Origin of the sequence: Streptomyces sp. NPDC059582 (assembly GCF_042735715.1) — a bacterium.
Classification (GTDB): Bacteria; Actinomycetota; Actinomycetes; order Streptomycetales; family Streptomycetaceae; genus Streptomyces.
Genome location: NZ_JBHWCC010000003.1, coordinates 83,027 through 107,903, shown reverse-complemented (window position 1 = coordinate 107,903; position 24,877 = coordinate 83,027). Strand labels below are relative to the sequence as shown.

General features: G+C 72.3%; 23 protein-coding genes and 2 pseudogenes. 16 read left to right on the top strand and 9 right to left on the bottom strand.

The genetic code is table 11. The annotated features are described in order from the left end of the window. Positions 1-29 precede the first annotated feature (29 nt). Entirely contained in the window at positions 30-1,997 is a 1,968-nt protein-coding gene (locus tag ACFV0T_RS04100; RefSeq protein WP_385774529.1) for an N-acetylmuramoyl-L-alanine amidase, read from the top strand. A gap of 143 nt (positions 1,998-2,140) precedes the next feature. Here ACFV0T_RS04100 and ACFV0T_RS04095 read toward each other — a convergent pair whose 3' ends face one another. After that, positions 2,141-4,231 (bottom strand): SpoIIE family protein phosphatase, encoded by a 2,091-nt coding sequence (locus ACFV0T_RS04095; protein WP_385774176.1) that lies wholly within the window; start codon positions 4,229-4,231, stop codon positions 2,141-2,143. 531 nt (positions 4,232-4,762) lie between these two features. Between ACFV0T_RS04095 and ACFV0T_RS04090 the strand changes: the two genes are divergently transcribed. Further along, positions 4,763-5,953: an MFS transporter gene (locus ACFV0T_RS04090; protein ID WP_385774527.1), complete on the top strand. Its 1,191-nt coding sequence runs from the start codon at positions 4,763-4,765 to the stop codon at positions 5,951-5,953. A 49-nt stretch (positions 5,954-6,002) separates the two neighbouring features. Here the strand turns inward: ACFV0T_RS04090 and ACFV0T_RS04085 are convergent, their stop codons facing one another. Then, entirely contained in the window at positions 6,003-6,863 is an 861-nt protein-coding gene (locus tag ACFV0T_RS04085; RefSeq protein WP_385774174.1) for a LysR family transcriptional regulator, read from the bottom strand. Positions 6,864-6,938: 75 nt separating this feature from the next. Here ACFV0T_RS04085 and ACFV0T_RS04080 point away from each other — a divergent pair, with 75 nt between their 5' ends. Then, positions 6,939-7,178, top strand: coding sequence for a hypothetical protein (locus ACFV0T_RS04080; protein ID WP_385774173.1), 240 nt, complete (start codon positions 6,939-6,941; stop codon positions 7,176-7,178). On the opposite strand, the gene ACFV0T_RS04075 is transcribed toward ACFV0T_RS04080, so the two are convergent. Further along, positions 7,144-7,626, bottom strand: coding sequence for a carboxymuconolactone decarboxylase family protein (locus ACFV0T_RS04075; RefSeq protein WP_385774171.1), 483 nt, complete (start codon positions 7,624-7,626; stop codon positions 7,144-7,146). The genes ACFV0T_RS04080 and ACFV0T_RS04075 overlap by 35 nt on opposite strands. A gap of 131 nt (positions 7,627-7,757) precedes the next feature. Between ACFV0T_RS04075 and ACFV0T_RS04070 the strand changes: the two genes are divergently transcribed. Then, entirely contained in the window at positions 7,758-8,690 is a 933-nt protein-coding gene (locus tag ACFV0T_RS04070) for a pirin family protein (protein ID WP_385774170.1), read from the top strand. Between the two features lie 63 nt (positions 8,691-8,753). Here the strand turns inward: ACFV0T_RS04070 and ACFV0T_RS04065 are convergent, their stop codons facing one another. Then, entirely contained in the window at positions 8,754-9,764 is a 1,011-nt protein-coding gene (locus tag ACFV0T_RS04065; protein ID WP_385774169.1) for an NAD(P)-dependent alcohol dehydrogenase, read from the bottom strand. Positions 9,765-10,255: 491 nt separating this feature from the next. On the opposite strand from ACFV0T_RS04065, the gene ACFV0T_RS04060 reads away from it, so the two are divergent. Continuing rightward, the gene (locus tag ACFV0T_RS04060; protein WP_385774168.1) at positions 10,256-10,783 is read left to right on the top strand and encodes a YbhB/YbcL family Raf kinase inhibitor-like protein; all 528 of its coding nucleotides are present in this window, start codon (positions 10,256-10,258) and stop codon (positions 10,781-10,783) included. Positions 10,784-11,028: 245 nt separating this feature from the next. Further along, on the top strand, positions 11,029-11,592 hold the full coding sequence (locus tag ACFV0T_RS04055) for a hemerythrin domain-containing protein (protein WP_385774166.1): 564 nt from the start codon (positions 11,029-11,031) through the stop codon (positions 11,590-11,592). A 102-nt stretch (positions 11,593-11,694) separates the two neighbouring features. Here the strand turns inward: ACFV0T_RS04055 and ACFV0T_RS04050 are convergent. The 3 genes and pseudogenes from ACFV0T_RS04050 to ACFV0T_RS04040 form a co-directional block, all read right to left on the bottom strand. Continuing rightward, a pseudogene (locus ACFV0T_RS04050) lies at positions 11,695-12,332 on the bottom strand (hypothetical protein); the annotation flags it as partial. Positions 12,333-12,566: 234 nt separating this feature from the next. Continuing rightward, a complete protein-coding gene (locus ACFV0T_RS04045) occupies positions 12,567-13,328 on the bottom strand; it encodes a YqjF family protein (RefSeq protein WP_385774525.1) in 762 nt (253 codons plus the stop codon). A gap of 366 nt (positions 13,329-13,694) precedes the next feature. Beyond that, positions 13,695-14,264, bottom strand: coding sequence for a GNAT family N-acetyltransferase (locus tag ACFV0T_RS04040; RefSeq protein WP_385774164.1), 570 nt, complete (start codon positions 14,262-14,264; stop codon positions 13,695-13,697). Between the two features lie 339 nt (positions 14,265-14,603). Here ACFV0T_RS04040 and ACFV0T_RS04035 point away from each other — a divergent pair. The 4 genes and pseudogenes from ACFV0T_RS04035 to ACFV0T_RS04020 form a co-directional block, all read left to right on the top strand. Next, a pseudogene (locus ACFV0T_RS04035) lies at positions 14,604-15,140 on the top strand (hypothetical protein); the annotation flags it as partial. 272 nt (positions 15,141-15,412) lie between these two features. Continuing rightward, on the top strand, positions 15,413-16,099 hold the full coding sequence (locus ACFV0T_RS04030; RefSeq protein WP_385774162.1) for an HdeD family acid-resistance protein: 687 nt from the start codon (positions 15,413-15,415) through the stop codon (positions 16,097-16,099). 115 nt (positions 16,100-16,214) lie between these two features. Beyond that, a complete protein-coding gene (locus ACFV0T_RS04025) occupies positions 16,215-16,934 on the top strand; it encodes a transcriptional regulator (RefSeq protein ID WP_385774160.1) in 720 nt (239 codons plus the stop codon). Next, on the top strand, positions 16,931-17,908 hold the full coding sequence (locus ACFV0T_RS04020; RefSeq protein ID WP_385774158.1) for a pyridoxal-phosphate dependent enzyme: 978 nt from the start codon (positions 16,931-16,933) through the stop codon (positions 17,906-17,908). The genes ACFV0T_RS04025 and ACFV0T_RS04020 overlap by 4 nt, the downstream gene beginning before the upstream one ends. A gap of 54 nt (positions 17,909-17,962) precedes the next feature. Here the strand turns inward: ACFV0T_RS04020 and ACFV0T_RS04015 are convergent, their stop codons facing one another. Then, positions 17,963-19,318, bottom strand: a complete 1,356-nt coding sequence (locus tag ACFV0T_RS04015; protein ID WP_385774156.1) for a VWA domain-containing protein — start codon at positions 19,316-19,318, stop codon at positions 17,963-17,965. Then, positions 19,315-20,172: an AAA family ATPase gene (locus ACFV0T_RS04010; RefSeq protein ID WP_385774154.1), complete on the bottom strand. Its 858-nt coding sequence runs from the start codon at positions 20,170-20,172 to the stop codon at positions 19,315-19,317. The genes ACFV0T_RS04015 and ACFV0T_RS04010 overlap by 4 nt, the downstream gene beginning before the upstream one ends. A gap of 265 nt (positions 20,173-20,437) precedes the next feature. On the opposite strand from ACFV0T_RS04010, the gene ACFV0T_RS04005 reads away from it, so the two are divergent. The 6 genes from ACFV0T_RS04005 (at position 20,438) to ACFV0T_RS03980 (ending at position 24,813) form a co-directional block, all read left to right on the top strand. Beyond that, on the top strand, positions 20,438-21,007 hold the full coding sequence (locus tag ACFV0T_RS04005; RefSeq protein WP_385774152.1) for a TetR/AcrR family transcriptional regulator: 570 nt from the start codon (positions 20,438-20,440) through the stop codon (positions 21,005-21,007). 100 nt (positions 21,008-21,107) lie between these two features. Then, the gene (locus ACFV0T_RS04000) at positions 21,108-21,788 is read left to right on the top strand and encodes an ABC transporter permease (RefSeq protein WP_385774150.1); all 681 of its coding nucleotides are present in this window, start codon (positions 21,108-21,110) and stop codon (positions 21,786-21,788) included. Next, a complete protein-coding gene (locus ACFV0T_RS03995; protein WP_385774148.1) occupies positions 21,785-22,456 on the top strand; it encodes an ABC transporter permease in 672 nt (223 codons plus the stop codon). The genes ACFV0T_RS04000 and ACFV0T_RS03995 overlap by 4 nt, the downstream gene beginning before the upstream one ends. Then, positions 22,453-23,403, top strand: a complete 951-nt coding sequence (locus ACFV0T_RS03990; protein WP_385774146.1) for an ABC transporter substrate-binding protein — start codon at positions 22,453-22,455, stop codon at positions 23,401-23,403. The genes ACFV0T_RS03995 and ACFV0T_RS03990 overlap by 4 nt, the downstream gene beginning before the upstream one ends. Positions 23,404-23,513: 110 nt before the next feature. Then, complete coding sequence (locus tag ACFV0T_RS03985) at positions 23,514-24,104, top strand: hypothetical protein (protein WP_385774144.1); 591 nt, start codon at positions 23,514-23,516, stop codon at positions 24,102-24,104. Positions 24,105-24,297: 193 nt separating this feature from the next. Further along, the gene (locus tag ACFV0T_RS03980; protein ID WP_385774142.1) at positions 24,298-24,813 is read left to right on the top strand and encodes a toxin-antitoxin system HicB family antitoxin; all 516 of its coding nucleotides are present in this window, start codon (positions 24,298-24,300) and stop codon (positions 24,811-24,813) included. The last annotated feature ends 64 nt before the right edge of the window (positions 24,814-24,877 follow it).

Genomic DNA, 24,877 nt, shown 5'->3' with positions numbered 1-24,877 from the left:
GACGAGCATGGTTGGAGTCCTGAGCAATGATGAGAAGACCTGCCGCCCCCCGAGTCCCGAGCGTCGTACGCCGACGCCGTCTGTTGATCTGTGTGACCGCGTCGGCGGCGCTCGTCGTGCCCCTGCTGACCGGTCCGCTGGGTGGCGTGGCGGCCGACCGGCGCCTGCAGGACGTCTTCATCGACGCGGCGGATGAGTACCACGTGCCACGCAACGTCCTGATGGGCGTGGCCTACCTCCAGTCGCGCTGGGACTCCCATCCCGGCGCCCCGAGCGTCGTCGGCGGCTACGGGCCGATGCACCTGGTGGACGCCAAGGCGGCGCGCCCCCAGAGCGTCCGGCCGGGCGCGATGGCGGCGGGGCCGCAGTCCTCACCCGAGGCGAACGCCCCCGGCGGCCGCACCGTGCAGCCCGCGGACCTCCAGCGGGCCGCCCGGCTGATCGGCGTCACGGAGGAGCAGCTGAGGACGGACGCCGCCGCCAACGTGCGGGCCGGCGCGGCCCTCCTGGCGGAGACGCAACGACAGCTCGGCAAGCCCCTCAGCGACGACACCGACGACTGGTGGGAGGCGGTGGCGCGGTTCCCGGGCACGGAGGACAAGGTGTCGGCGGCGACGTACGCCAACGACGTGTTCGCGGTGATCCGCACCGGCGCGCACCGCACCACCGACGCGGGACAGAAGGTCACCCTCGCCGCCAGCCCGCGCGTGCGCCCGCACCGCGCGGCGGCCCCGCGCGCCCAGAAGGACGTCGAGTGCCCGCCGGAGCTGAACTGCTCCTGGCTGAGCGCGCCGTACGTCGAGTTCGACGACGGCGCCGGGTACGGCAATCACGACCTGGCCGACCGGCCCCGGGACCAGAAGATCGAGTACATCGTCATCCACGACACCGAGGCGTATCTGCCGAACATGTTCGCGACCGTGCAGGATCCGACGGAGGCGTCCTGGCACTACTCCATCCGTTCCAAGGACGGTCAGATCACCCAGCACATCAGGACCAAGGACATGGCCTGGCACTCCGGCAGCCAGTTCGTGAACGCCCGTTCGATCGGCATTGAGCATGAAGGTTTCCTCACGCATCCCAACACCTGGTACACGGAACAGATGTACCAATCGTCGGCCCGCCTGGTGCGCTACCTGGCGAAGAAGTACAGCATCCCGCTGGACCGGCAGCACATCTTCGGCCATGACAACGTGCCGTCCCCGACCGCCGACAGCATTCCCGACATGCACGACGACCCCGGTCCCTACTGGGACTGGCGGCACTACTTCGACCTGCTCGGCGCCCCCCTGCGTGCCACCGGCCCGCAGCAGAGCGACATGGTGACCGTCCTGCCGGACTTCGCCACCCACAAGCCGCGGTTCACGGGGTGCGCCGGGGACGGTGTGCCGTGCGCGCCGCACGGCTCCAGCGCCGTCCGCCTGTACACCGAGCCGTCCGAGAAGTCCGCGCTGATCCAGGACCCGGGCCGGCGCCCGGAGGGCGACGACTCCACCGAGGACGTCAACGACCTGGGATCGCGGGTCTCCGCCGGCCAGACCTTCGCGGTCGCCGACCGCAGCGGCGACTGGACGGCGATCTGGTTCCAGGGCGAGAAGGCATGGTTCAAGAACCCGAAGAAGCACCCGACGGCCGTCGGGGCGAGCGGCCGCATGGTGACGCCGAGAGAAGGCCTGAGCGAGATCCCGGTGTTCGGCCGGGCCCTCCCGGAGGAGGACGCCTACCCCGAGGGGATGGAGGAGCCGGACGAGTCGCCCCTGCCGTACGAGCTCCTCGCGGGCCAGCGGTATGTGACCCAGTCCCGCCTCGACGGCTCCTACGTGGACAGGTCGTACTTCGTCGAGTCGCCGAATCCGGTGGTCAAGGGTCACGAGGAGTACTTCGAGATCCAGTTCGGCCACCGGCTCGCCTATGTACGGGCGAGTGACGTGGACGTGGTGGACGCGCCGGCCGCGGCGGGCCCGCCCGGACAGGCGGACCCCGCGCCCGGGCAGTGAGGACGCCGGACGCCCTCGCCGGGTGAGGGCCGGCGGACGGGACGACGGGACGGCCGTCGGCGAGGTCGGGGACCACGAAGGTGACCTGCCGCCGGCCCCCGGTCCGCCGCGCCGGCCCCCGGGAGGCGTGGCGCGGACGTCCGTCAGCCAGGGCCCGTGCGGCCGGGAAACGACTGCTCGGTCCAGATCGTCTTGCCCCCGGCCGTGTAGCGGGTGCCCCAGGTCTGGGCCAGCTGCGCGGCGATGAACAGCCCCCGGCCGCCCTCGTCGACCGTACGGGCGTGGCGCAGATGGGGCGCGGCCGCGCCGGAGTCACGCACCTCGCACGTCAGGGTGCGGTCGTTGACCAGACGGACCTCCAACGGCGGGCTGCCGTAGCGGATGGCGTTGGTGACCAGCTCACTGACGATGAGTTCGGTGTTGAACCCCGTCTCCTGGTCCATCCCCCACGCGGCGAGCTGCGCGCGCGTCCAGCGCCGGGCGAGCGCCACCGCGGACGGCTCGGAGTCGAGCCGCCAGACGGCGATCCGGTCGGTCGGGAAGGACCGGACCCGCGCCACGATCACCGCCGCGTCGCCCGCCCCCAGCCCGGGTGGGAGGGCGTAGACGATGTCGTCGCACAGATCCTGCAGGGGCCGGTCGGCGTAGTCCGGCAGGGCCCGCAGCGGCCGGGAGGACTCCGCGAGGTACGAGGTCAGCAGCGGATCGCTGGCGAACACCAGGACGCTGCCGTCCTGCACCGCGAACTCACCGGCGGCGAACGGCGCGTCCTCCTCGGAGCCCAGGCAGGGGCCCGTCGGGGCGTCCGGGGCGGTGACGGTGCCGTCGGGCCGGACCAGTACGGGGGACAGCCGTCCGGCGCACGCCATCGTGCAGCGACCGGTCAAGGGGTCGTGGACGGCGTACACACAGTCGGCGGTGAGCGCCTCGCGGCGCAGGGGATCCCCCTGGGGCAGGTCCGCCCGTTCGGCCGCCAGATGGGCGGCCGTGTCGTGCAGCCGGGCCAGGAGTTCGTCGGGGGCGAGGTCGAACGTGGACAGGGACCGCACGACGGTGCGCAGCTGGCCCATGGTGGCCGCCGCGTTGAGCCCCTGCCCGGACACGTTGCCGACGACGAGGGCGGTGCGGGCACTGGACAGCGCGATGGTGTCGTACCAGGCGCCGGGGTCGGCACCCGTGACGCACAGATAGGCGGTCTCCAGGGAGTTGTGGGTCTCCGGGCTCCGGGGCAGCAGCTGACGCTGGACCGTGGCGGCCACACTGTGTTCCCGGGTGAAGCGGCGCGCGTTGTCGATGGACAGGGCCATGTGGGCGGCGAGTTCGACCGCGAGTTGCCGGTCGGCCTCGTCGAAGGCGGGCGACCGGCCGGCGCGGTAGAGGCTGACGAGCCCGAGGACCGTGTCACGCAGGGTCAGGGGAACCGCGAGCAGCGTGTGGGAGCCCGAGGTGCGGATGGCCGCGGCCCGTGACGGGTCGACGGCCAGCCAGGGGGCGTCCTGGCTCAGGGCCACCACCCGCGGAATCAGATCGGCCATGGCCTGCGTGAAGGGTGTGGGCCCCGGCAGCCGGTGGACGTCACCCACCGGATGGGCCTCGGGAGGGTGCGCGGCCATGCTGCGGAAAGCGGCGCGCAGCAGGGGCGTGTCCGGCGGCAGCGGGGCGAGCGGCGGCTCGTCGCCGCGCATCACGGCGTCGACCACCTCCACGATCGCGATGTCGGCGAACTCGGGCACCAGGGCACGGACCAGCTCCGTGCAGGACACCGCCGAGTCCAGCGTCCCTCCCACATTCCGGCGGACGGCTTCCAGCACGCGGGTGCGGCCCCGGGCCCGCTCCCGTTCGGTGACGTCGACGGAGGTGACGGCCACGCCGAGGACCTTGCCGTGCGTGTTCTCCAGACGCAGCGCCGTGATCTCGAAATGGTGCTGCCGATACGAATCCCGCTTGAGCCGTGCCCGGACGATGCGCTGCCGCAGGGGCTCCCCGGTGTCCAGCACCCGCTGGATGAGCGCCTCGATGTCGTCGTCCAGCATCACGCCGTACACGGTGCGGAACGGTCGCCCGATCACGTCGTCCAGGGCGATGTCGCGCATGGCCGGCGTCGCCGTGTTGACCCTTACGACCCGCAGGTCCGTGTCCAGCAGGTGCAGTCCGACGGGGGACCGGGTGAACAGGGCCTCCAGCATCGACGCAGCCGTCTCGTCCAGCTGCCCGCACCGATCGCCACGCGTCACGGAAGTTCCTCCGGCTCTGTGCCGCCGTCCATCCCTCCAGCGTGCAGGGAGGTCGGATCCGGCGCACGCGGGGGCAGGGGGCACCGGGGCCGCTGCTACTTTCCGTGACCCCTGCGCCGCTCCGTGTCGCCCGGCCTTCTCCTGGGGATTCCCTTGCCGACCGTGGCCGCGCTCGCCGACGGCCAGGGACTGCGCGAGCCGGACCGCGAACGTCTGCTCGCGGTCGCCCGCACCGGGCGCAGCCCGGGATACAGCCCGATGGGCGTCCGCGCCTTCCCCGCGGTGTCCCTCCAGTCATCTCCACATGAGATGACCGTCATCCCGGGTCATCGCCGCGGAAGGGGAAGCATGCTCCGGCCCCGGGCGCTTCAACCCGTGTGAGCGCCGAAGCCGCCGCTCGCCCCCGCTGAAGCCCGAGTCCGAGAAGGGCGCTCCATGTCCACGGATACCGGTTCCCACCCCACGAACAGCGCCGCGGCCCACGACACCCCGCAGCCGGCGAAGACGTCCTCCGCGTCCTCCGCGTCCCCCGTGCCGGGGAGGCTCGTCGCGCTGCTGGCCGTCGCCTCCGGTCTGACGGTCGCGAACCTCTACTACGCCCAGCCCCTGCTGTCGACTCTGCGGGACGTCTTCCACACCAGCACCGCCACCGTCGGCCTGCTGATCACGATCACCCAGATCGGCTACGTCGTCGGCATGATCTTCCTGGTGCCCCTCGGCGACCGCCTGGAGAAACGCCGCCTCGTGACCGTCCTGCTGGCGGTCACCACCCTCGCCCTGGTCGCGGCCGGTACGGCGACCGGCTTCCCGATGCTCCTGATCGCCTCCCTGGTCAGCGGGGCGACCTCGGTCGTGGCCCAGATCCTGGTCCCTTTCGCGGCCGGCCTGGCTCCCGATCACGCCCGGGGCCGGATCGTCGGCCGCGTGATGAGCGGTCTGCTCACCGGCATCCTGCTCTCGCGCACCCTCAGCAGCCTGGTCTCCCACGCCGTCGGCTGGCGGGCGGTGTACCTGGGCTCCGCCGTCCTCATGGCGCTGCTGGCCGTGGCCCTGCACCGAGCCCTGCCGCGGCACGCCCCCACCACCGACATCCCCTACCACCACGTACTGCGCTCCACCCTCCGACTGGTGCGCACCCACCCGGTGTTGCTGCGCCGCGGGCTCTACCAGGCCGCGATGTTCGGCGCGTTCAGCGCCTTCTGGACCACCGTCTCGTTCCTGCTCACCGGGCCCGAGTACCACTACAGCGCGGTCGGCGTCGGGCTGTTCGCCCTGGTCGGCGCGGCGGGCGCGGCCGTGGCACCGTTGGCGGGCCGCTGGGCCGACCGCGGTCTGGCGCGGCCGGTGACCGGTGCCGCCTTCGTCGTCGCGGCCGCCGGACTCGCGCTGGCCGGTCCGGGGCAGCACGAGATCGTCCTCGTAGCGCTGGCCGCCGTACTGCTCGACATGGCCGTGCAGACCACGCTGATCCTCGGCCAGCACACCATCTACCGGCTGGATTCCTCGGCCCGGGCACGCCTCAACAGCGCCTTCATCGCGACCTTCTTCGTGGGCGGCGCGCTCGGATCGCAGCTCGGCTCGATCGCCTACCACGCGGCCGGCTGGAGCGCGGTCACCGTCCTGGGCGCCGGCCTGCCGGTGCTCGCCCTGTTCTACTGGACGACGGAGCGGCGCGCGTCACGTCGTGCGGCCGGACGAACGGCCGACCGTGCGGCGGGTTGAGGGCAGGCTCAGGCCGTTCCTGCCTCGGCCGACGCGGTACGTGAGCGCCTCAGCCGATGTGGCGCATCAGCTCGGCGACCGCCGGAAGGACCGGGCCCCCGGGACGTACCACGAGCACGTTCCAGCGCGGTGCGTGCCGGGTGAAGCGGCGCAGGGTCAGGTCGGGGAAGCGGGTGGCGATCGACTCGGGCAGGACGCACACCCCGAGGTCGTGCCGGACCAGTTCGGACGCGGCCACGATGTCGTTGACCTCGAAGGCGGGGCTGCGTTCGACCCCGCCGGCCCGGTAGGCGCGGTCCACCGAGTTCCGGATCGCCCAGCCGGGCGTGAAGTCGACGAACGGCAGGTCGGCCGTCTCCGCCAACGTCACCTGGTCGGCGCGGGCGAAGGCGCGGGCGGGCGACGCGGCGAGCACCATCTCCTCCCGCGCCAGCAGCCGGGTGACCAGGCCCCGCTGCTGCTGCCGGTCGAGGGCCACGACGGCGAGGTCGACCGAGCCGTCGCGCAGCGCCTGCCGTAGGTCGGTGACCGCCGCCTGCCGCAGCCGCACCATGACCCGGGGATGCTCGGCCCGCAGCGTGGCGAGGGCGCGATGCAGCCCGGCCCAGACTCCCTGCATCGTGCCGACCGTGACATGTCCGCGCAGCTCGCCCCGGGCGGCGGCCGCCGCCTCCCGAGCCTGTTCGGCGGCCCGCAGCGCGGCACGCGCGGCCGGGACGAAGTCCTCGCCCGCCGTGGTCAGAGCCACCCGGTGCGTGGTGCGGTCGAACAGCTGGATCCCCAGCTCCTTCTCCAGCGCGCGCACCGTGCCGGACACCGCCGACTGCACCACGTGCAGCCGACGCGCCGCCGCGGTGAACCCGCCCTCCTCGGCGACCGCGACGACGACCTCCATCTGCCGAAGGTCCATGCTCACTCTCCCCGACGAACGCCTCGGACGGACCGTTTCGGCGCCCGCCGACACCCGCCTCGATCATCCCACCGCATGGACCGCATGGACCGCATGGACCGCATGGACCGCATGGACCGCATGGACCGCATGGACCGCATGGACCGCATGGACCGCACGGACCGCACGGACCGCATGGCGGTCAGGCGGGTGTTCGCTCCGAGGTCGGCATCCACCGGGCTCCGCAACGGGCTCCGGCGGCTCTACGGTGACACGCCGCCGACCGGTCGAGCCGTCGGGCTCACCGGTCGGCCCGTACGGGGTGCCTGCTCATGATCGAGACGCGGTTGAAGGCGTTGATGGTGATCGCCACCCAGATCACCGCGGAGATCTGGTCGTCGGTGAGCGTGTCCCGGGCGGCGGCCCAGGCGGATTCCTGCGCGGCCGCGTCGGCCGGGAAGGTCGTCGACTCCGCGAGCGCGAGGGCGGCCCGTTCCTCGGGTGTGAACAGCTCGGTCTCCCGCCAGGCTGCCAGCACCCCCAGGCGCCGCGTCGTGTCGCCCGCGCGCAGGGCGGCCCTGGTGTGCACGTCGAGGCAGTAGGCGCACCCGTTGAGCTGCGACACCCGGAGGTTGACCAGCTCGACCAGGGTGCGGTCGAGCCCGGCGTCGGCGGCGACGGCGCGGGCCGTGTCCGATGTCTGCACCAGCGCGTGGTAGGCCTCGGGGCTCTGCTTGTCGATGAAGATCCGCTGGGCCGCGGACCCCGGCGTGGGGCTGCTCAACCTGCACTCCTCCAGAAGCCGTGTTCCGGCTTCCTTTGCTCCGTCACGTACGTGGTGGTGCGGCCAATCGTCCTGTGATCAGAATAGACTGGTTGAATGCGAAACTACCAGGTCTGGACGAGGTGGCCCCGATGAGCGACTCCGAGGCAGCACCCGTCGACGTACTCACCCCGCGTGACGTGCCGCTGGGCGGCCCGCGGTCGATGACCGTGCGGCGCACGCTGCCGCAGCGCACCCGGTCCCTGATCGGAGCCTGGTGCTTCGCAGACCACTACGGCCCCGACGACGTCGCCCGTAGCGGCGGCATGGAGGTCCCCCCGCATCCGCACACCGGACTGCAGACGGTGAGCTGGCTGTTCAGCGGGGAGATCGAGCACCGCGACAGCCTCGGCAGCCACGCCTACGTACGGCCGGGCGAGCTGAACCTCATGACCGGCGGACACGGCATCAGCCACTCCGAGGTCTCGACCGCGCGGACCACCGTCCTGCACGGCGTCCAGCTCTGGGTGGCGCTGCCCGGGGAGCACCTCCACGCCGAGCGGGACTTCCAGCACCACGTGCCCGAACCGGTACGGACCGACGGGTCGCAGATCCGGGTCTTCCTGGGCACCCTCGCCGGAACCAGCTCACCGGTGCGGACCTTCACCCCCCTGCTCGGCGCCGAGATCACCCTCGAACCCCACGCCACGCTCACCCTCGCCGTGGACGCCGGCTTCGAGCACGGCGTCCTCGTCGACCAGGGGCGGGTCCGGGTGGCCGACACCTCGCTGAACCCGGCCGAGCTGGGGTATGTGCCCACCGGCGCCGACACGCTGACGCTCGTCAACGAGTCGGACGTGACGGCCCGGACGATCCTGCTCGGCGGAACGCCGTTCGAGGAGGAGATCGTCATGTGGTGGAACTTCATCGGCCGCGACCACGAGGACATCGCCCGCGCCCGGGAGGACTGGATGAAGGAACTCGGCGGCCCCCGCTTCGGCGAGGTGCCGGGCTACGACGGGGCGCCCCTGCCCGCGCCGGAGCTGCCGTCGGTGCCGCTGAAGCCGCGGGCACGGGCGCGTTGACCCGTGGGTTCGCGAGTGGTTCGAGCACGGCGTCCGCCACGGCGGGGACCGTGGCGGCGATTCTCATTCGAAGACGATGACCTGGCGTCCCACGATGTCGCCGCGGCCCAGGGTCTCCAGGTTTTCGTTGATGTCTTCGAGCTTGACCTTGGTGACGTTGTGCTTGACGAGGCCGGCTTCGGCGAGGGAGAGCACCTCGACGAGATCCAAATGGTTGCCCCAGAAGGAACCGAGGTAGGACAACTCCGTGCCCACGAACGGGAACTGATTGTGCTGGACGCGGTGACCCATGAGACCGACGGCGACCACCGCGCCCTCGGGGCCCAGCAGGTCGAAGTCCATGGAGATCGATGCCTCACTGCCGACACAGTCCAGGATCGCGTGGATCGTCCTGCGGCCGGTGAGCCTTTCCAGCTCGTCCTGGATGGCCTCGGCGGACTTGTCCTTGACGTTGATCCCGTGGTCCGCGCCGTTCTCCTTCGCCACGTCCAGCTTGCTGTCCTTGCGGGCCAGGGCCACCACGGTCGCTCCGCCGCCGAGCAGCTTCGCGTACTGGACCCCGTAGCTGCCCAGACCGCCGATGCCCGTCACCGCGACGGTGCGGCCCGGTCCTAGCTTCCCCGCGTCGCGGAGTTTTTTCATGCCTCGGTACGGGGTCATGCCGGCATCGGTCATCGGGGCGAGGAGCTCAGGGGCCTTGGCCGCCTCTTCCGAGACCGGGATCGCATGGCGGTATTCCACGGCCATGTACTCGGCGAAGCCGCCGGGAGGGCCGAAGCCCACCCATCTGCCGTCGCCGCTGCACAGCTGTTCGTTGCCTTCGCGGCACTGACGGCACGTGCCGTCGCCCCAGCTGGGGTTGACCACGACCATGTCGCCCTCTGAGTAGCCCACCGATCTCGGTACGGCGCTGCCCAGCCCGGCCACTCGCCCGGTGACCTCGTGGCCGGGTATGTAGGGGAAGTCCACGGGAAACGGGCCCTTGAAGTAGCCGTCGACGAGCTGGTAGTCGCTTCGGCACATGCCTGACGCGGCGACCTTCAGCAGTATCTCGTCCGGCGCGGGTTCGGGCACGGGAACCTCTTCGACGCGAAGGGGTTCGTTGTATCCGTACATCCGAGCAGCTCGCATCTGCATGGGGGAGTGCCTCGCTTTCGAACTCGCTTCCGCCGGCGAGCAGCGGTGCGCACCGTACTGACTGACGGAATTCGGGCTCCGTCGCCGGTCACGGCGGCCGCCGCTTCGAATGTCACCAGGGTCCTACGCCCGCCGTAGCCGTGCACCCGGAGCCTGGCGCGCAAGTACGGGGCGCGGCAGCCCGAATTCCGCCGGACCTCCGGTCAACGACCGCTGTCGCCCGCATCCAGATACGACTTACCGCCGTGTGGCACCGAATCCGCGGCGCGCGGCCCGTTCAGTGCCGTCGCGTCGCGTCGGGCGGGGGTGGGCCGGCCAACGGGTTGCAGCCGGGTAATAGCAGCCATAGCGTTGAATTCATGGCTGTCGCAACGATCAGCCGTCCGTAAGGGGGAGGCGCTCACTGGCCGCGGATGCGGAGGATCGTCGTGATCAAACCCTACGGTCCCTACGACTTCATGCCGCCGCTCAGGACCTTCTCGGTGACCTCAAAGTCCCTGGCCGACGGTGAGCAACTGGCCGTCGAGCAGGTGAGCGGCATCCTGGGAGCCGGCGGATCGGACGTCTCACCGCAGTTGAGCTGGTCCGGGTTTCCTGAGGAGACGCGTAGTTTCACGGTGGCGATGTTCGACCCCGACGTGCCCACCGCCTCGGGCTTCTGGCATTGGGCTGTGGCCAACCTTCCCGCCTCCCTGACCGACCTTCCGGCCGGGGCGGGAGACGGCGGCGACATGCCCGGCGGCGCGGTGACGCTGCCCAACGACGCCGGCTACAGACGGTATCTCGGTCCGGCGACGCCTCCAGGTAACGGCCCGGACCGCTACTTCCTCGTGGTCCACGCGGTCGGTGTGGAGGAACTGGAGGTGTCCGAGGCGTCGACCCCTGCCTACATGGACTTCCTCCTGTTCACTCATGCGATCGCCAGGGCCACCATGTACGGCACCTTCGAGCGGTGAGCACGCCTGACGACGGGCAGACCTGTTCCATGAACAGTCCAGTGAAGGACGCGTTCTGACGTGTGTACAGGTGTCGGTCCGTCAGATATCGACAGGTGAAGCCGCGCGACGGCCGAACTCCGCACAGCCGCGCGGCCAGGCGGAGAGGCGGCGCGCGTGTTAGCCCACCCCCGCCGAGGGCACTCGAAGGTCCACCGTGGTCCGTACAGGGAAGGTCCGGGCCGAGCCGACCGGAGGTAGTGAAGATGGGACACGGAGGAAATGTCATCAACGAGTTGATGACGGACCACCGGGAGGTCGAGGAACTCTTCGGGAAGATCGGCGCGCTGTCGTTCGGGGACAAGGACCGTAAGGTCTACGCAGATCAGGTCACGATGGAACTGGTACGGCACTCGGTGGCCGAGGAGGAGTACCTCTACCCGGCCGTACGCAAGTACCTGGCCAACGGGAACGCGATCGCGGACCGGGAGACCGACGACCACTCCAGGGCCGAGCAGATCATGAAGGACCTGGAGAGCTGTGAGGCCGGGGACCCGGAGTTCGACCGGCTCATCGGGATGCTGATGACCGAGATCCGTGCGCACATCGCGGACGAGGAGCAGAACCTCTTCCCCATGCTGCGTGTGGCGGCCACCCCGGAGACACTCGACGATCTGGGCGACAAGGTCCGCCGGGCGAAGAAGGTGGCGCCGACCCGCCCGCACCCCTCCGCGCCGGACAAGCCGCCGGCCAACAAGATGCTGGCGCCCGGAGCCGGTCTCGTCGACCGGTTGCGTGACGCGCTGTCCGGCCGCGGAAAGCTGGACTGAAGTCCGTTCGCCCGTTCGCCCGTTCGCCCGTTCGCCCGTTCGCCCGTTCGTCGGTTCGTCGGTTCGCCGGTTCGCCGGTTCGGCCGGGGGCTCGCGGGATCTGGCGGCCTGTGCCGGTCCAGGGGCGAGGCGGTCGGCAAGCCCGGAGCGTGCAGCGCGGCGACCGGGGCGAGGAGATCCGGGTGGCGCCGCGGCGCGGCCGCGCAGGTCGCGCACTCGGGTGCGACCAGACGCCGGAAGTCGACCGGTGGCCCGGTGGTGTGGACGCCGTCCGCCGGCGCGGCCACCGCCCGGTCGGCCAGCTCGCGATCGGTGAGCAGGCACGCCGCCCAGCTCGCGACGACCTCGTCGACCCAAGTGCGCCAGGCGCCCGGCTCGTCGGGCCCGCTCGCGTGGGCCGCCGCGTCGGCGCCCGTTGCCCAGTCGAGCCGCGCCGACCCGCCGGGCCCCGCGACCGTGACCGGCGCCGCGTCCATCGGCGTCGGATATCGCAGCCAGGCGGCGACCGTGACCGCCTGTCGGGCCTGGGCCTGACAGAGCGCGGAGTCCAGCGCCCCGCCGCCGGCGGGGTAGGAGAACGTCACCCATCGGGTGGTCGCCGCGATGAGCGGGGAGAGGTCTGCGAGCTCAGGGCATCCGAGCTGTACGACGTGCCGACAAGCGTGGACCGGACACGCTGGCCCCGGATCCCCGGCGGCGACATCACGTCGGCCCCGAGGGCGCCGTGGCCTCCGCCACATGCCGATGGCTCCCGCCGCATGTCGAGCTCGCCCGGCAGTGTGCCGTGCCGTCGGCCGTCCCTGCTGTCCGAGCAGACCTGTCCGGGTGTGGCCGCCCGCTGCCCGGGAGACCGCCGTACCCGGGCGGGCCCGGCTGCAGTGCGGTCCGGCTCACCCGGCTGCGACGACGCGCCGTCCTGACCGCCGGACGCGGGCGGGATGACCCGCGCCCGGTTCTCCCTCGCGCGTTCGCCGTCAGGGTGTGGGAATGCCCGCCGGGCGGGTCGGGCGGCCGAGGCGCACCGGGACGCCGGGGGAGTACAGGACGCTGACCGGTGCGTCGCTGGGCGCCGGGAGGCCGGCGGCCGCCACGAGGTTCTCCTCGCACGTGAGCAGCTCGGCGCGGTGCAGGGGCCAGCGCGGGTGGTCGTTGGGCAGATAGGCCGACGACTCGGCCTCACCCCGCAGGAACGCGTTGTGCATGCCCCAGCGGGCGGTGAGGAAATGCTCCAACTCGGTCGGTTCCTCGATGCGTTCACCGACGCGCACCGTCAACCGGCTGCGAGCGCCGCGTGGCCCGGGCCAGCGGCGGGAACTCGTGTAGGCGACGGTGCGCCCCTCGGCCCGGACCGTCATCCGGGACCACACGTACGGCAGCCGGAAGGCGGCGCGTCCCATCACCACCGGAATGAGCCGGGAGGCGTCCATCGACCGGAAGACGACACCGCGCCGCCCGTGCCCGTCCACCGAGTAGAGGCGCACATTGGTCTCCGGAAAGCTTCCCAGGTACGGCACGCCCGGCAGCCGGAACCAGCCGACCCGGTGCATCCGGAAGGCGACGAGTCCGACGTACGTCGTCCCGTGGTGCGTGTCGGGAAAGGTGCCGGCGGGCAACAGCCGCGCCACGGCGCCCGGTTCGACGGCCCAGTGGACGAAGGTGAGGTCGAGCCACTGCTGGGTGAGCAGTGGCGGGTGGACCGGGATGGGGGCGTCGGGGCTGACGGGCACGGGGGCGATCGGCACATGGGTCAGGATCGCAGACGTCCGCCCCTGTCCGGCCGGCCCCGTCGCCGTCTCGCAGCCGAAGCGGGTCGCCGACCTGATGCGCGACGTGGACGCCGACATCCGGGACGGCCTCGACGCGGCGGCTTCGTGGGCGACGACCGGATCCAGGACAGGAGTGGTGGGCGCGACCAGCTGACCGGGGCCCGAGGCGGGCAGCGGCTCCCGGAGCGTGCGGCACCGGGAGTGGCTGCCCGACCGAGGCAACCGCACGGACGCACCCTCGTTGGGCAAGCCGCGCGGCTGCCGTGCGGCTTCTCCGCCGGACTTTGCACGGTTCTCGCACGGTTCTCGCTTCGGCTTTCGCGCGGGTCCGTCCGGTCAGGAAACGGTTCTGACGACCACCCAGTGATGCTTGCCGAGGCGTCGGGTCCGCCGGAACCCGTGGCTCTCGAACAGGGACACCGTGCCGTTGTGCAGGAACGACGCGGAGACGGTACGGCCCTCGACGTCCTCCGGATAGCTCTCCACGGTGCCGCCGCCGAGCCGCGCGATCTCGCCCAGCGCGCCCTCCAGGGCGACGGCGGCGACCCCGGCGCGCCGGTGCCCGCGGGCGACGAAGAAGCAGGTGATCCGCCAGTCCGGCACGGCGTGCACCCCCTTCAGGTAGGCACGCCGGTGCTTGATCCGGGGCAGTTCGCCGGTGGGCCCGAACTGGCACCAGCCCACGCAGTCCGTCCCGTCGTAGACGAGCGCGGCGTGCGCCCGGCCCTCCTGGACCCGGCGTTCCTTGTCCGACCGGTTCTGCGCGGCGGTCCTGCCGCGCCCCACCCCCTCGGCGTGGAACGACATGCACCAGCAGCCGCCCCACACGCCGTTGTGCCGCTCGACCAGGGCGGCGAAGTCCGCCCAGGTGGTGTCGTCCAATGGCCGCGCACGAAATCCGGACATGACCTGACCGGTCGCCTCCCTCGTCTCTCTCCCGCTCTCCCTCCCGCCCCGTCTGCGAAGCCTGCCACGAGTGGCGCCGCCGGGTCCCGGAGTCACGGGGTTCGGCCGCGTCCTGGCCGGTGTGCGGGATTTCGTACACCGGGCCGGACGGAGCGCGGCCCGCCCGACGCCGTCACCGGGTCGTACGCCGTGGTGCGGCGGAACGGCCGGAACACGGCGATCCTGGCGTCAGGCGGGTCATGCCACCCTTGTCGGCTTCCTCGCGACCGCGCGTCGCCCGGCCGGCCGGGCGACGACCCCGTGGACCGGCCCGGCTTCCCGAGCATCCGGAGGGACACCATGGTCAGGACCAGGGCCGGCACGGGGGCCGAGGTCCCGGAGACGCGCGGGGCACGCCGAGCGCGGCGCCGGGCCCAGGCCGACTACACGGGAGGCGTCTACGGATCACTGCTCGCCGCCTCCGTGGTCGCGGGCGTCGGCACGCTCGGCCCGCTCCCGCGGTTCGAACTGACGCTGCTGCTCCTGGGCACCGGCGTGGTCTTCTGGATCACGCATGTGCACGCACAGTTGTTCGGCGCCCGGCTGGCCCGGCAGCCACTGAACCGGGGCACCGTCGTGCACGTGTGCCGCGAGGAGTGGACGATCGTCAAGGCGGCGGTGCCGCCCGCGGCCGCCGTGGTCGTCAGCCCGCTGTTCGGCCTGGGTCTGGAAGGCACGCTCTGGCTGGCCATGACCGTCGCGGTGGCCGGGCTGGTGGGCTGGTCGACGGCCGCCGCCCGGCACGCCCGCGCTTCCTGGCGCATGGCCGCCCTCTCGGGCGCGGTCAACCTCGTGATCGGGCTGCTGATCGTCGCGCTGAAAGTGGCACTGACGCACTGGCGCACTCACGCCCTGACGCCCTCACGCCTTCGCGCCCTCCGCACTCACACCCTGACGCCCTCACGCCTTCGCGCCCTCCGCACTCACGCCTCGACGTGCCGGCACGCGCGGCTCCTCGCGGGCGGTGTGGCGGGGGCATCCGGTTCGGGTGATCCTGGTGGGTGGTGGTGCGGGGGAGGGGCGAGTGGTCTGCCGGACCGTCGTGTCGGGGGTACGCCCGACAGGTGGTCGTCGGCCGATGGCCGGTGGCCGGCCTGCGAGGAGGAGCCATGACCGTACCGCCTCGTCCGACCGCACCGGGAGCACCGGGCACACCGGCCGACCCGGAGCAGACCTCCGCAGGAGCGCGCCCGGGCCTGGACCGTGTCCCGGACCCTGGGGACGACCCCGCGCAGGTGCTCGCCGCGCTGGGCTCGTCCTGGCTCTGGGCGCTGGGGTCGGCGCTCGTCACCCTGGTGCCCGGCATCCTGATCCTGGTCTGGCCCGACGAGACCCTGCACGTCCTGGCCGTCATCATCGGCCTGTACCTGCTGCTCACCGGCGTCTTCCGGTTCGTGGCGGCCTTCGCCCGGGAGAGTCACGGCGATCGGCTCACCCGGGTCCTGCTCGCGGTGCTGTTCGTACTGGCCGGTGTGCTGTGTCTGCGTCATCCGTTGCAGACGATCGCGGCGCTCTCCCTGATCGTCGGCGTGACCTGGCTGGTGTCCGGCATGCTCACCCTCTACACGGCGATCGCCGTCAAGGCGCTGCCGCACCGCGGTGTCCTGGCCGGCGCCGGCGCGCTCGGGGTGGCCGCGGGCATCGTGGTGCTCGCCCTGCCCACCGCTTCCGCGGTCGCCCTGACCCGGCTGCTCGGCCTGTGGCTCGTCCTGCTCGGCCTGGTCGAGCTGGCGGTGGCGCTCGCCCTGCGCTCCGCGATCCGCCGGACCGAGAAGGGCGACCGGCCCGCCTCCTGACCACGAGGTCCGCAAGTCCGTCTTGCCGATTCCGTACGACCTCTGGTTAGATTTTTCGTACAGAGTATGGACGGAGATTCCAGAGGGCGCGGAGATTCCAGGGGAGGGGTTCGAAGTGGCCGACCAGGCCCTGGACCGGCAACAGGACCGTGAGCGGGAGCGGGATGCGATCCTCGGGGCGCTGACCCCCGTCCTCGACGGGATGGTGGCGACGTTCGGGCCGGTGTGCGAGGTGGTGCTGCACGACTACCGGCGCCCGGAGCAGTCGGTGGTCGCCGTCGCCGGCGCGGTCACCGGACGCGCGGTGGGCGGGGCCATGAGCGAGATCGGGATGCGGGTCCTGGCCCGCGGCGACGACGCGACGGACGAGCTCAACTACCTGACCCGCACGGCCTCCGGCAACCTCGTCAAGGCGTCCACGATGGTGCTGCGCGACTCCACGGGCACGGTGTTCGGCGCGCTCTGCGTCAACGTGGACGTGACCGCCGTCGGCCAGGCCCACGCCCTGCTGGGCGCGCTGGCCGGCCTCGGGGACGCCGCCGTCGAACCGCCCGTCACCACCTACGGCAACGACATCGACTCGGTCGTCGACGCCATCCTCGACGCGCACCAGCTCCGCCGGCACCAGCCGTGGGCCGCGCTGGACCGCCCGCGGCGCCTGGAGCTGTTCCGCAGCCTGGACGAACGCGGTGTCTTCGCGGTGCGGCGCGCCGTCGAGCAGGTCGCCGCCCGGCTCGGCATCTCCCGGGCCTCCGCCTACACCTACCTCTCCCAGGCGAGAGCCGGCACGACCGCGCCCGCCACCGACCGGACCGACGAGGGAGCACAGCCGTGACCACCCCACCCCTGCCGATCAGTCTCGACGACGTCCTCGACGCGGCAGCCCGGCTCAAGGGCGTCGCCCACCGCACACCGGTGCTGCGCTCCCGGACCCTCGACGGCCGGGTCGGCGCCGAGGTGTTCCTCAAGTGCGAGAACTTCCAGCGCGTCGGCGCCTTCAAGTTCCGCGGTGCCTACAACGCGGCCTCCCGGCTCACTCCCGAGCAGCTCGCCCGGGGCATCGCCGCCTACTCCTCCGGCAACCACGCGCAGGCGGTCGCCCTGGCCGCCCGGGAACTGGGCACCACCGCCGTCATCGTCATGCCCGAGGACGCCCCGCGTTCCAAGCGCGAAGCCACCGCCGCCTACGGCGCCGAGATCGTCACCTACGACCGTTACACCGGCGACCGGGTCGCCATCGCCGAGGCACTGGCCGCCGAGCGGGGCCTCGCGCTCATCCCGCCCTACGAGCACCCGCACGTCATGGCGGGACAGGGCACCGCGGCCCTGGAACTCCTCGAAGAGGTGGGCGAGCTGGATCTCCTGATCGCGCCGGTCGGCGGCGGCGGGCTGATCGCGGGCAGTGCGACCGCGGCCAAGGGGCTGCGCCCGGGCATCCGGGTGACCGGCGTCGAACCGGAGACCGGCGACGACACCAGGCGCTCGCTGGCGGCGGGCCACCGGGTCACCGTCCCGGTGCCGCGCACCATCGCCGACGGCCAGGCCCTGCACACCCCCGGCGAGCTGACGTTCTCCGTCAACCGCCGGCTCGTCGACGACATCGTCCTGGTCTCCGACGACGAGATCAAGGGCGCGATGCGGTTCGCGTTCGAGCGGCTCAAGACCGTCGTCGAGCCGAGCGGCGCCACCCCGCTGGCCGCCCTGCTCGCGGGTCACGCCGGCCCGCTGCCGCCCCGCGTCGGCGTGATCGTCTCCGGCGGCAACATCGACGCCGAGCGCTTCGCCGCACTGTGCGGGAACCCGGCCTGACGAACCCGGGCCGGGTGCGCCCACCGACGCGACGCCACCGGGGCGCACCCCGGCTCAGACCGGCAGCAGCCGCCCCACCAGCGCGCCCAACTGCCGGACGTTGCGGCACTCGTGCATCTCGACCAGCTCGGCGTAGGAGGGCGCGGCCGAGTCACCGGTGCCCCACTGGCCCCGGGGCTCGGGGTTGAGCCAGTAGAGGCGGCGGGCCCGTGCGGCGATCCGCCGTACGGCCGGCAGGTTCGGGTCGCTCATGTTCGTACGGGCGTCACCGAGCACGAACACGGTCGTGCGCGGGCCGACCGCGGCCTCGTAGCGCTCCGCGAACTCACCCAGCGCGACGCCGTAGTCGCTGCTGCCGTGCCAGCCGGTCAGCGTCGCCTCCGCGCGGATCCGCGAGCTCAGGCCCTCGGCGTCGGCCGCGCCGCGCACGAGCAGCCCGGTCACCTCGTCGATCCGGTTGACGAAGGCGAACACCCGCACCTTGCTGAACTGCTCGTGCAGCGCCTGCACCAGCAGCATCGTGAAGTCCGAGAAGCCGGACACCGAGCCCGACACATCGCACAGGAGTACCAGTTCGGGGCGGACCGGCCGACGGCGGCGCAGCACCGGCCGCATCGGCACGCCGCCCGTGGACAGCGAACCGCGCAGTGTGCGCCGCAGATCGATGGTGCCGCGGGCGGCACGGCGGCGACGGGCGGCCAGCCGAGTGGCCAGCTTGCGGGCCAGCGGCTGCACGGTCCGGCGCAGTTCGGCCACCCGGTCCTTCCCGGCGTACAGGAAGTCGACGCGGTCGGCGGTCGGGGCCACCGCCCGCCGGGCGATCTCGTCCCGGCCGCGCCGCTCGGCGACCCGGCGCCGCGCCTCCACCGCCACCTGCCCGCGGAACGCCTCGATCCGCCGCCGGATCTCGTCGTCCAGCAGCCGGTCGGCGAACCCGGAACCACCGTCCTGCGCGCGCAGGCTGTCGCGGACGCGCGCCAGCAGCGTCTGCGGACGGAGCCGCTCGAGGGCCTGGAACGACGACCAGCCGTCCGACCCCGGACTCCCGTAGCCGCCGAAGCCGTCGACCGCCTCGGCCGCCAGCCGTCCGAGCAGCGTCACGTCGTCGGCGGCGAGAGCCGCGGCGAGCCGGTCGCGCAGGTCCTCCCGGTTCGCGGGGCCCGTGTCGGGCGCCCCGACGCTCCTCGGGAAGTACAGGTCGAAGACCGGGTCGAACACGCGCCGTTGCCCCGTGCCGTGCAGCAGCGTCGCGGCCAGCCCCTCCCGCAGCAGCTCCCGGTCCGCCAGGCCCAGTGCCGCGACCGCCTGTGCCGCGTCCACCGTCTCACCGGTGCCGATGCGCAGACCGTGCGCGCGCAGCGCGGCGACGAACCCCGTCAGCCGCGTCACCACATCCGCGGTGTCGGTCATACGGCGTCCAGGTCGAGCTTGGCGGCCGCCTTGAGGACGTCGTCCTGGTGCTTGAGGAGCACCCCCAGGCTGTCGCGTACGACCTTCTCGTCGAGGGTGTCGGCGCCGAGCGCGAGCAGGGTCCGCGCCCAGTCGATGGTCTCGGCGACCGACGGGACCTTGCGCAGGTCCATCGCGCGCAGCGCGCCGACCACCCGCACCACCGACTCCGTGAGTGCCTCGCCGAGCTCGGGGACCTTCAGTCGTACGATCCGCCGCTCCAGCTCCTCGTCGGGGAAGTCGATGTGCAGGAACAGGCAGCGCCGGCGCAGCGCCTCGGACAGTTCGCGACCGGCGTTGGAGGTGAGCACGACGAACGGGCGGCGGGTGGCCGTGATGGTCCCGAGCTCAGGGACGGTGATCTGGAAGTCGCTGAGCACCTCGAGCAGCAGGCCCTCCACCTCGATGTCGGCCTTGTCGGTCTCGTCGATCAGCAGGACCGTCGGCTCGTCGCCGCGGATGGCGGTCAGCAGTGGGCGCGGGAGCAGGAACTCCTCGCTGAAGACGTCCGTGCGCGTCTCGTCCCACGTCTCGTCCCGCCCGGCGCTGATGCGCAGCAGCTGCTTGGCGTGGTTCCACTCGTACAGCGCCCGCGACTCGTCGACGCCCTCGTAGCACTGGAGGCGTACGAGGCGGGCCTCGGCCACCTGGGCCACGGCCTTGGCGAGCTCGGTCTTGCCGACACCAGCGGGGCCCTCCACCAGGAGCGGCTTGCCGAGGCGATCGGCGAGGAAGACGGTGGTCGCCACGGCGGGGGAGGCGAGGTAGCCGGTCTCGGCCAGGCGGGCGGAGACATCGTCGACGGATGTGAACAACGGGGGCCTCCGGTGGTCGTGAGCGAGCCTCTGGGTCACTATCTAAGCGCTTGTTCAGTGCCGCTGTCATCCGTCCTTTGGTCACACCACGACGGACGGACGGGCGGCGGGCCACGGACCGGCGGGCAGGCGCACGGCGTCCGACCAGCGGAGGCACGGCGTCGGAGCGGCGCAGACACCGGCGTCCGAGCGGCACGGGCGCGGCGTGCGGTCGACAGAATACCGATCGGTTTTCTCGGTGCCGGCGGCGCGGTAACCTCGACGTATGACCACGACCGACAAGCCCTCCACCAGGGACCGGCTCCTCGACGCGGCGGCCGATCTCTTCTACCGCGACGGTGTCTCCATCGGCGTGGAGGCGCTGTGCCGGACGGCCGGGGTCTCCAAGCGGTCGATGTACCAGCTCTTCGACAGCAAGGAAGAGGTGCTGGCGGCCAGCCTGGAGCGCCGCAGCACGCGGTACGAGGCGCTGTTCGCGCCCGGCCCCGAAGAGGCCACCACCCCGCGCGAGCGCATCCTGTACGCGTTCCGCCGCCTGGAGCTGGCCTCCGTCGCACCCGACTACCAGGGGTGCCCCTATCTGGCCGTGCTGGTCGAGCTGAAGGACCCGGCGCATCCGGCGAGCGCGGTCGCCCGCGCCATGAAGGAGCGCGCCGAAGGCGCCTTCCGCGAGCAGGCCGAGCGGGGCGGCGCCCGCGACCCGGAGCTGCTGGCCCGGCAGCTCATGCTGCTCTTCGACGGCGCGAGCGCCCGCTCCGGCGCCGGCATCGAGACCCTGGACGGGCTCATGACGGCGACCGTCGGGACGCTGCTGGACGCGGCGGGCGTGAAGTAGCGCACGCGCCCCGCCGGACCCCCTCGGCCAGGCGGCGACCGCCGCCCGTACGGGTCACCACAACGAGCCGACCCCGTGCGCCGGCCGGTGCAATGGACGCGTGACCGCGCCCCCGGACGACTGCCTCGCGCGCAACGAGTGGATCTGTGGCGCGTACCTCTCCAGCCGCGGCGAGATCCTCCTCGACGCGGTGCTCCAGCACCTGCGGCTGACCGCCGTGTCGGTGGTCATCGGGCTTGCCGTCGCCGTACCGCTCGCTGTCCTGGCCCGCCGCTGGGGCTGGGCCGCCGGACCCGTGCTGGGCGTGACGACGGTCCTCTACACGATCCCGTCCCTGGCCATGTTCTCGCTGCTGCTACCCCTCTACGGACTCTCGGCGACCCTCGTCGTCGCCGGACTGGTCCTGTACTCCCTCACCCTGCTGGTCCGCAACATCCTCGCGGGGCTGCGGGCCGTCCCCGAGGAGACCCGGCAGGCCGCGCGAGGCCTGGGCTACGGCCCTGTCCGCCTCCTGCTCACCGTCGAACTGCCGCTCGCCCTGCCCGCCTCGATGGCCGGGCTGCGCATCGCCACCGTCTCGGCGGTCTCGCTGGTGACCGTGGGCGCGATCGTCGGCCACGGCGGCCTCGGCAATCTCATCTACGCCGGCATGAACACGTACTTCAAGGCACAGGTGCTGACCGCGTCCGTGCTGTGCGTGGTGATCGCGGTCCTCGCCGACCTGCTCCTGCTCGGCGCGCAGTGGCTCATCACCCCGTGGACCAGAACGGCCCGCGGATGACGACCCTGACCGACGTCTGGGACTGGCTCACCGACCCCGCGCACTGGTCGGGCGCCGACGGCATCTGGCACCGGCTGCTCCAGCACCTCGCCCTCACCATCGTCTGCCTGGTGATCAGCTGTCTGATCGCCCTGCCGGTCGCCCTCGTCCTCGGCCACCTCGGCAAAGGTGGCGCGCTCGCCGTCAACATCTCCAACGTCGGCCGCGCGGTGCCCACCTTCGCCGTCCTCGTCCTGCTGCTGCTCACGCCGATCGGTACCTGGGGCGAGGGCCCCACGGTCGTCGCGCTGGTGCTGTTCGCCGTACCGCCCCTGCTCACCAACGCCTACGTCGGGATGCGCGAGGTGGACCGGGGCGTCGTCGGGGCGGCCCGCGGGATGGGGATGACGGGCCCGCAGCTGCTGTTCCGGGTGGAGCTGCCGCTCGCCCGCCCGATGATCATGAACGGGGTGCGCATCGCCGCCGTCCAGCTGGTCGCCACCGCCACCATCGCGGCGCTGGCCGGCGGCGGAGGGCTCGGCCGGATCATCACGGCGGGCTTCAACCTCGCCAGCACCCCCCAGGTGGTCGCGGGCGCCGCGCTCGTCGCCGTGTTCGCGCTGGTCGTCGAGGCGGTCTTCGAGGTCGCCGAACGGATGGCGCCGGCCTGGAGCAGAGGCACGCGGTGAGAGACCGTACGGCCCCGGCAGCCGCGCTGCTGCTGCTCCTGCTCGGGGCGGCGGGCTGCACCACCGGCCCGTCCCTGGAGCACCGCGGCGCGGTCACCGCACCGCCCGGCGACAGCCACGACCTGACCATCGGCTCGGCGGGATTCACCGAGAGCGACCTGCTCGCCCAGATGTACGCCCTGCTGCTGGACCAGGCCGGATACAAGACGTCGATGCTCACCGTCGCCAACCGCGAGCTGTACGAACCCGCCCTGGAATCCGGCCAGATCGACGTCGTACCCGAGTACGCGGCGACCTTCGCCGACTGGCTCAACGCCAAGACCCACGGCCCCGACGCCCGCCCGGTGGGCTCGCCCGACCTCGGCGCCACGATGAAGGCCCTGCGGGCGCTGGCCACGCCCCGCGGGCTCACCGTCCTGGCCCCGGGGAAGGCCGTCGACCAGAACGCGTTCGCCGTCACCGCCGCCTACGCGCGGCGGCACCACCTCAAGACCCTCGGCGACCTCGGCGCCTCCGGTCTGCAGGTCCGGCTCGCGGCGGGCGACGAATGCGTCCAACGGCCCTACTGCGCACCCGGGCTGAAGAGGACGTACGGCATCGACGTCGTCGCCGTCGACCCCAAGGGCGTCGGCACGACCCAGGCGAAGCTGGCCGTGCAGAGCGGCCGGGACCAGATGCTGCTGACCACGACGACCGACGCCACGCTCGACGACTTCGGTCTGGTGCTCCTCGCCGACGACAAGCACCTCCAGAACGCGGACTACGTCGTCCCCGTGGTCAACCGCGCCCGGGCGGGCGACGCCAAGGTCACGCGCGCGCTCGGCCGGCTCAACGACGTCCTCACCACACGGGACCTGGCATCCCTGAACGAGCAGGTGGACAGCTGGCGCAGGCTGCCCGCGGACGTGGCGCGCACCTATCTGAAGGACAAGGGGTTGCTGAAGTGAGCACGGGACCGCCCGTCCGCACGCTCGCCCGGCCTCGCTCCCTCGCGACCGACCGTCTGCCCGGTCGCGTGCCCCGGGGGACTGTCAGTGGCGCGCTGTACGTTGCCGTCATGGGCCTTTACCTGGTGAGTGTCGGTGCCGAGGAGTGGTTCGGCGCGGAGGAGGGCGAGTACGGGGAGACCGCCTCGGCGCTGAACGAGGAGCTGAGACGGCGCGGGCTGCCGCCGTACGCGTCCCTCCCCGAGGAGTCGGACTTCGTGCCGGGCGCCGGACTTCGGTTCGAGGAGAAACTGAGTCCCTCCATGGCCGGGTTCGGCGCGCTGTGCGAGGCGCACCTGGCGCGGGACGAGGGGGAGACCCTGGCGGGCTGGTCGGTGCTGGTGCCGTTCTCGCTGGAGGACGACGTCCGGCTGTCCGTCGGCTCCGCCTACGCGGACGAGACGCTGGTCGCCGGAGCCCCGCAGGTCCTGGCCCTCGCGGAGCGGCTGGCGGTGGCCCTCGAACTGCCGGTCGACGCGATACCGGAGAGGTGCGACAACCTCGAACTGACCCTCTGGTTCCTGGACGGCCCGGCGAAGGAGCTGGCCACCACCCGACCGGGCCCGTGGAGCGAGGACCTGGCCACGTCCTACTACGTGGCGCTGTACCTGCGCGCCGCCCAGCACTCCCTGCGCCGCGGCTGCCCGCTCGTCTACTCCTGACATCGCCCGCCCCCCCCGCCGAGCCGCCGCCCCTTTGTCCGCAGCGTGCGGCCGGTCGCGCGGACGGCGCCCGCGCGACTTCGCACGGACGGCGCCCGCGCGGCGTCAGGTGGTACTGCGTGGTGCCATACTGCGCCACCCTCTGTCGCCTGATGACTTGCGTGTGACGCCACAATGGTGCCACCATGGCGTCATGGACCTTGCCCCGTATGTCGACACCCTCCGCCGTGAGCTCGCGGTGGCCGCCGAAGCCGGCGGTGAGGATGCCCGCAGGCTGGCCGAACGGCTCACCGCTCCTCTGGAGTCGGCGACCCGTCTGACCATGCTGAACGTGCTCTCCGCCGCGATGGACGAGATCACCCGCGAACTCGCCCCCGGCTCGGTCGACGTACGGCTGCGCGGGCTCGACCCCGACTTCGTGGTGACGCCGCCGCCCGCCGGCGGTCTCGTGGAAGCGGGCGTCCCGCCCGTCGAACCGGTCAAGGCGCAGGCACCCGCCGACGGCGACGAGGGCGGCACCGCCCGCGTCAACCTACGTCTGCCGGCCCACCTCAAGGCCCGCGCCGAGGAGGCGGCGAGCCGCGAGGGCCTGTCGGTCAACGCGTGGCTGGTGCGAGCCGTGTCGGCCGCGGTCGACGGCGGCGGCACGCCGCGTACGGCGGAGAGGGCCCGCACCCTAGGACAGAGCTTCACGGGCTGGGTGCGCTAGCCGCGCCCGCCCCACGTCACCCTCACCACGTCCCACCAGCGGGGACGGCCCAAGGACCCATGAG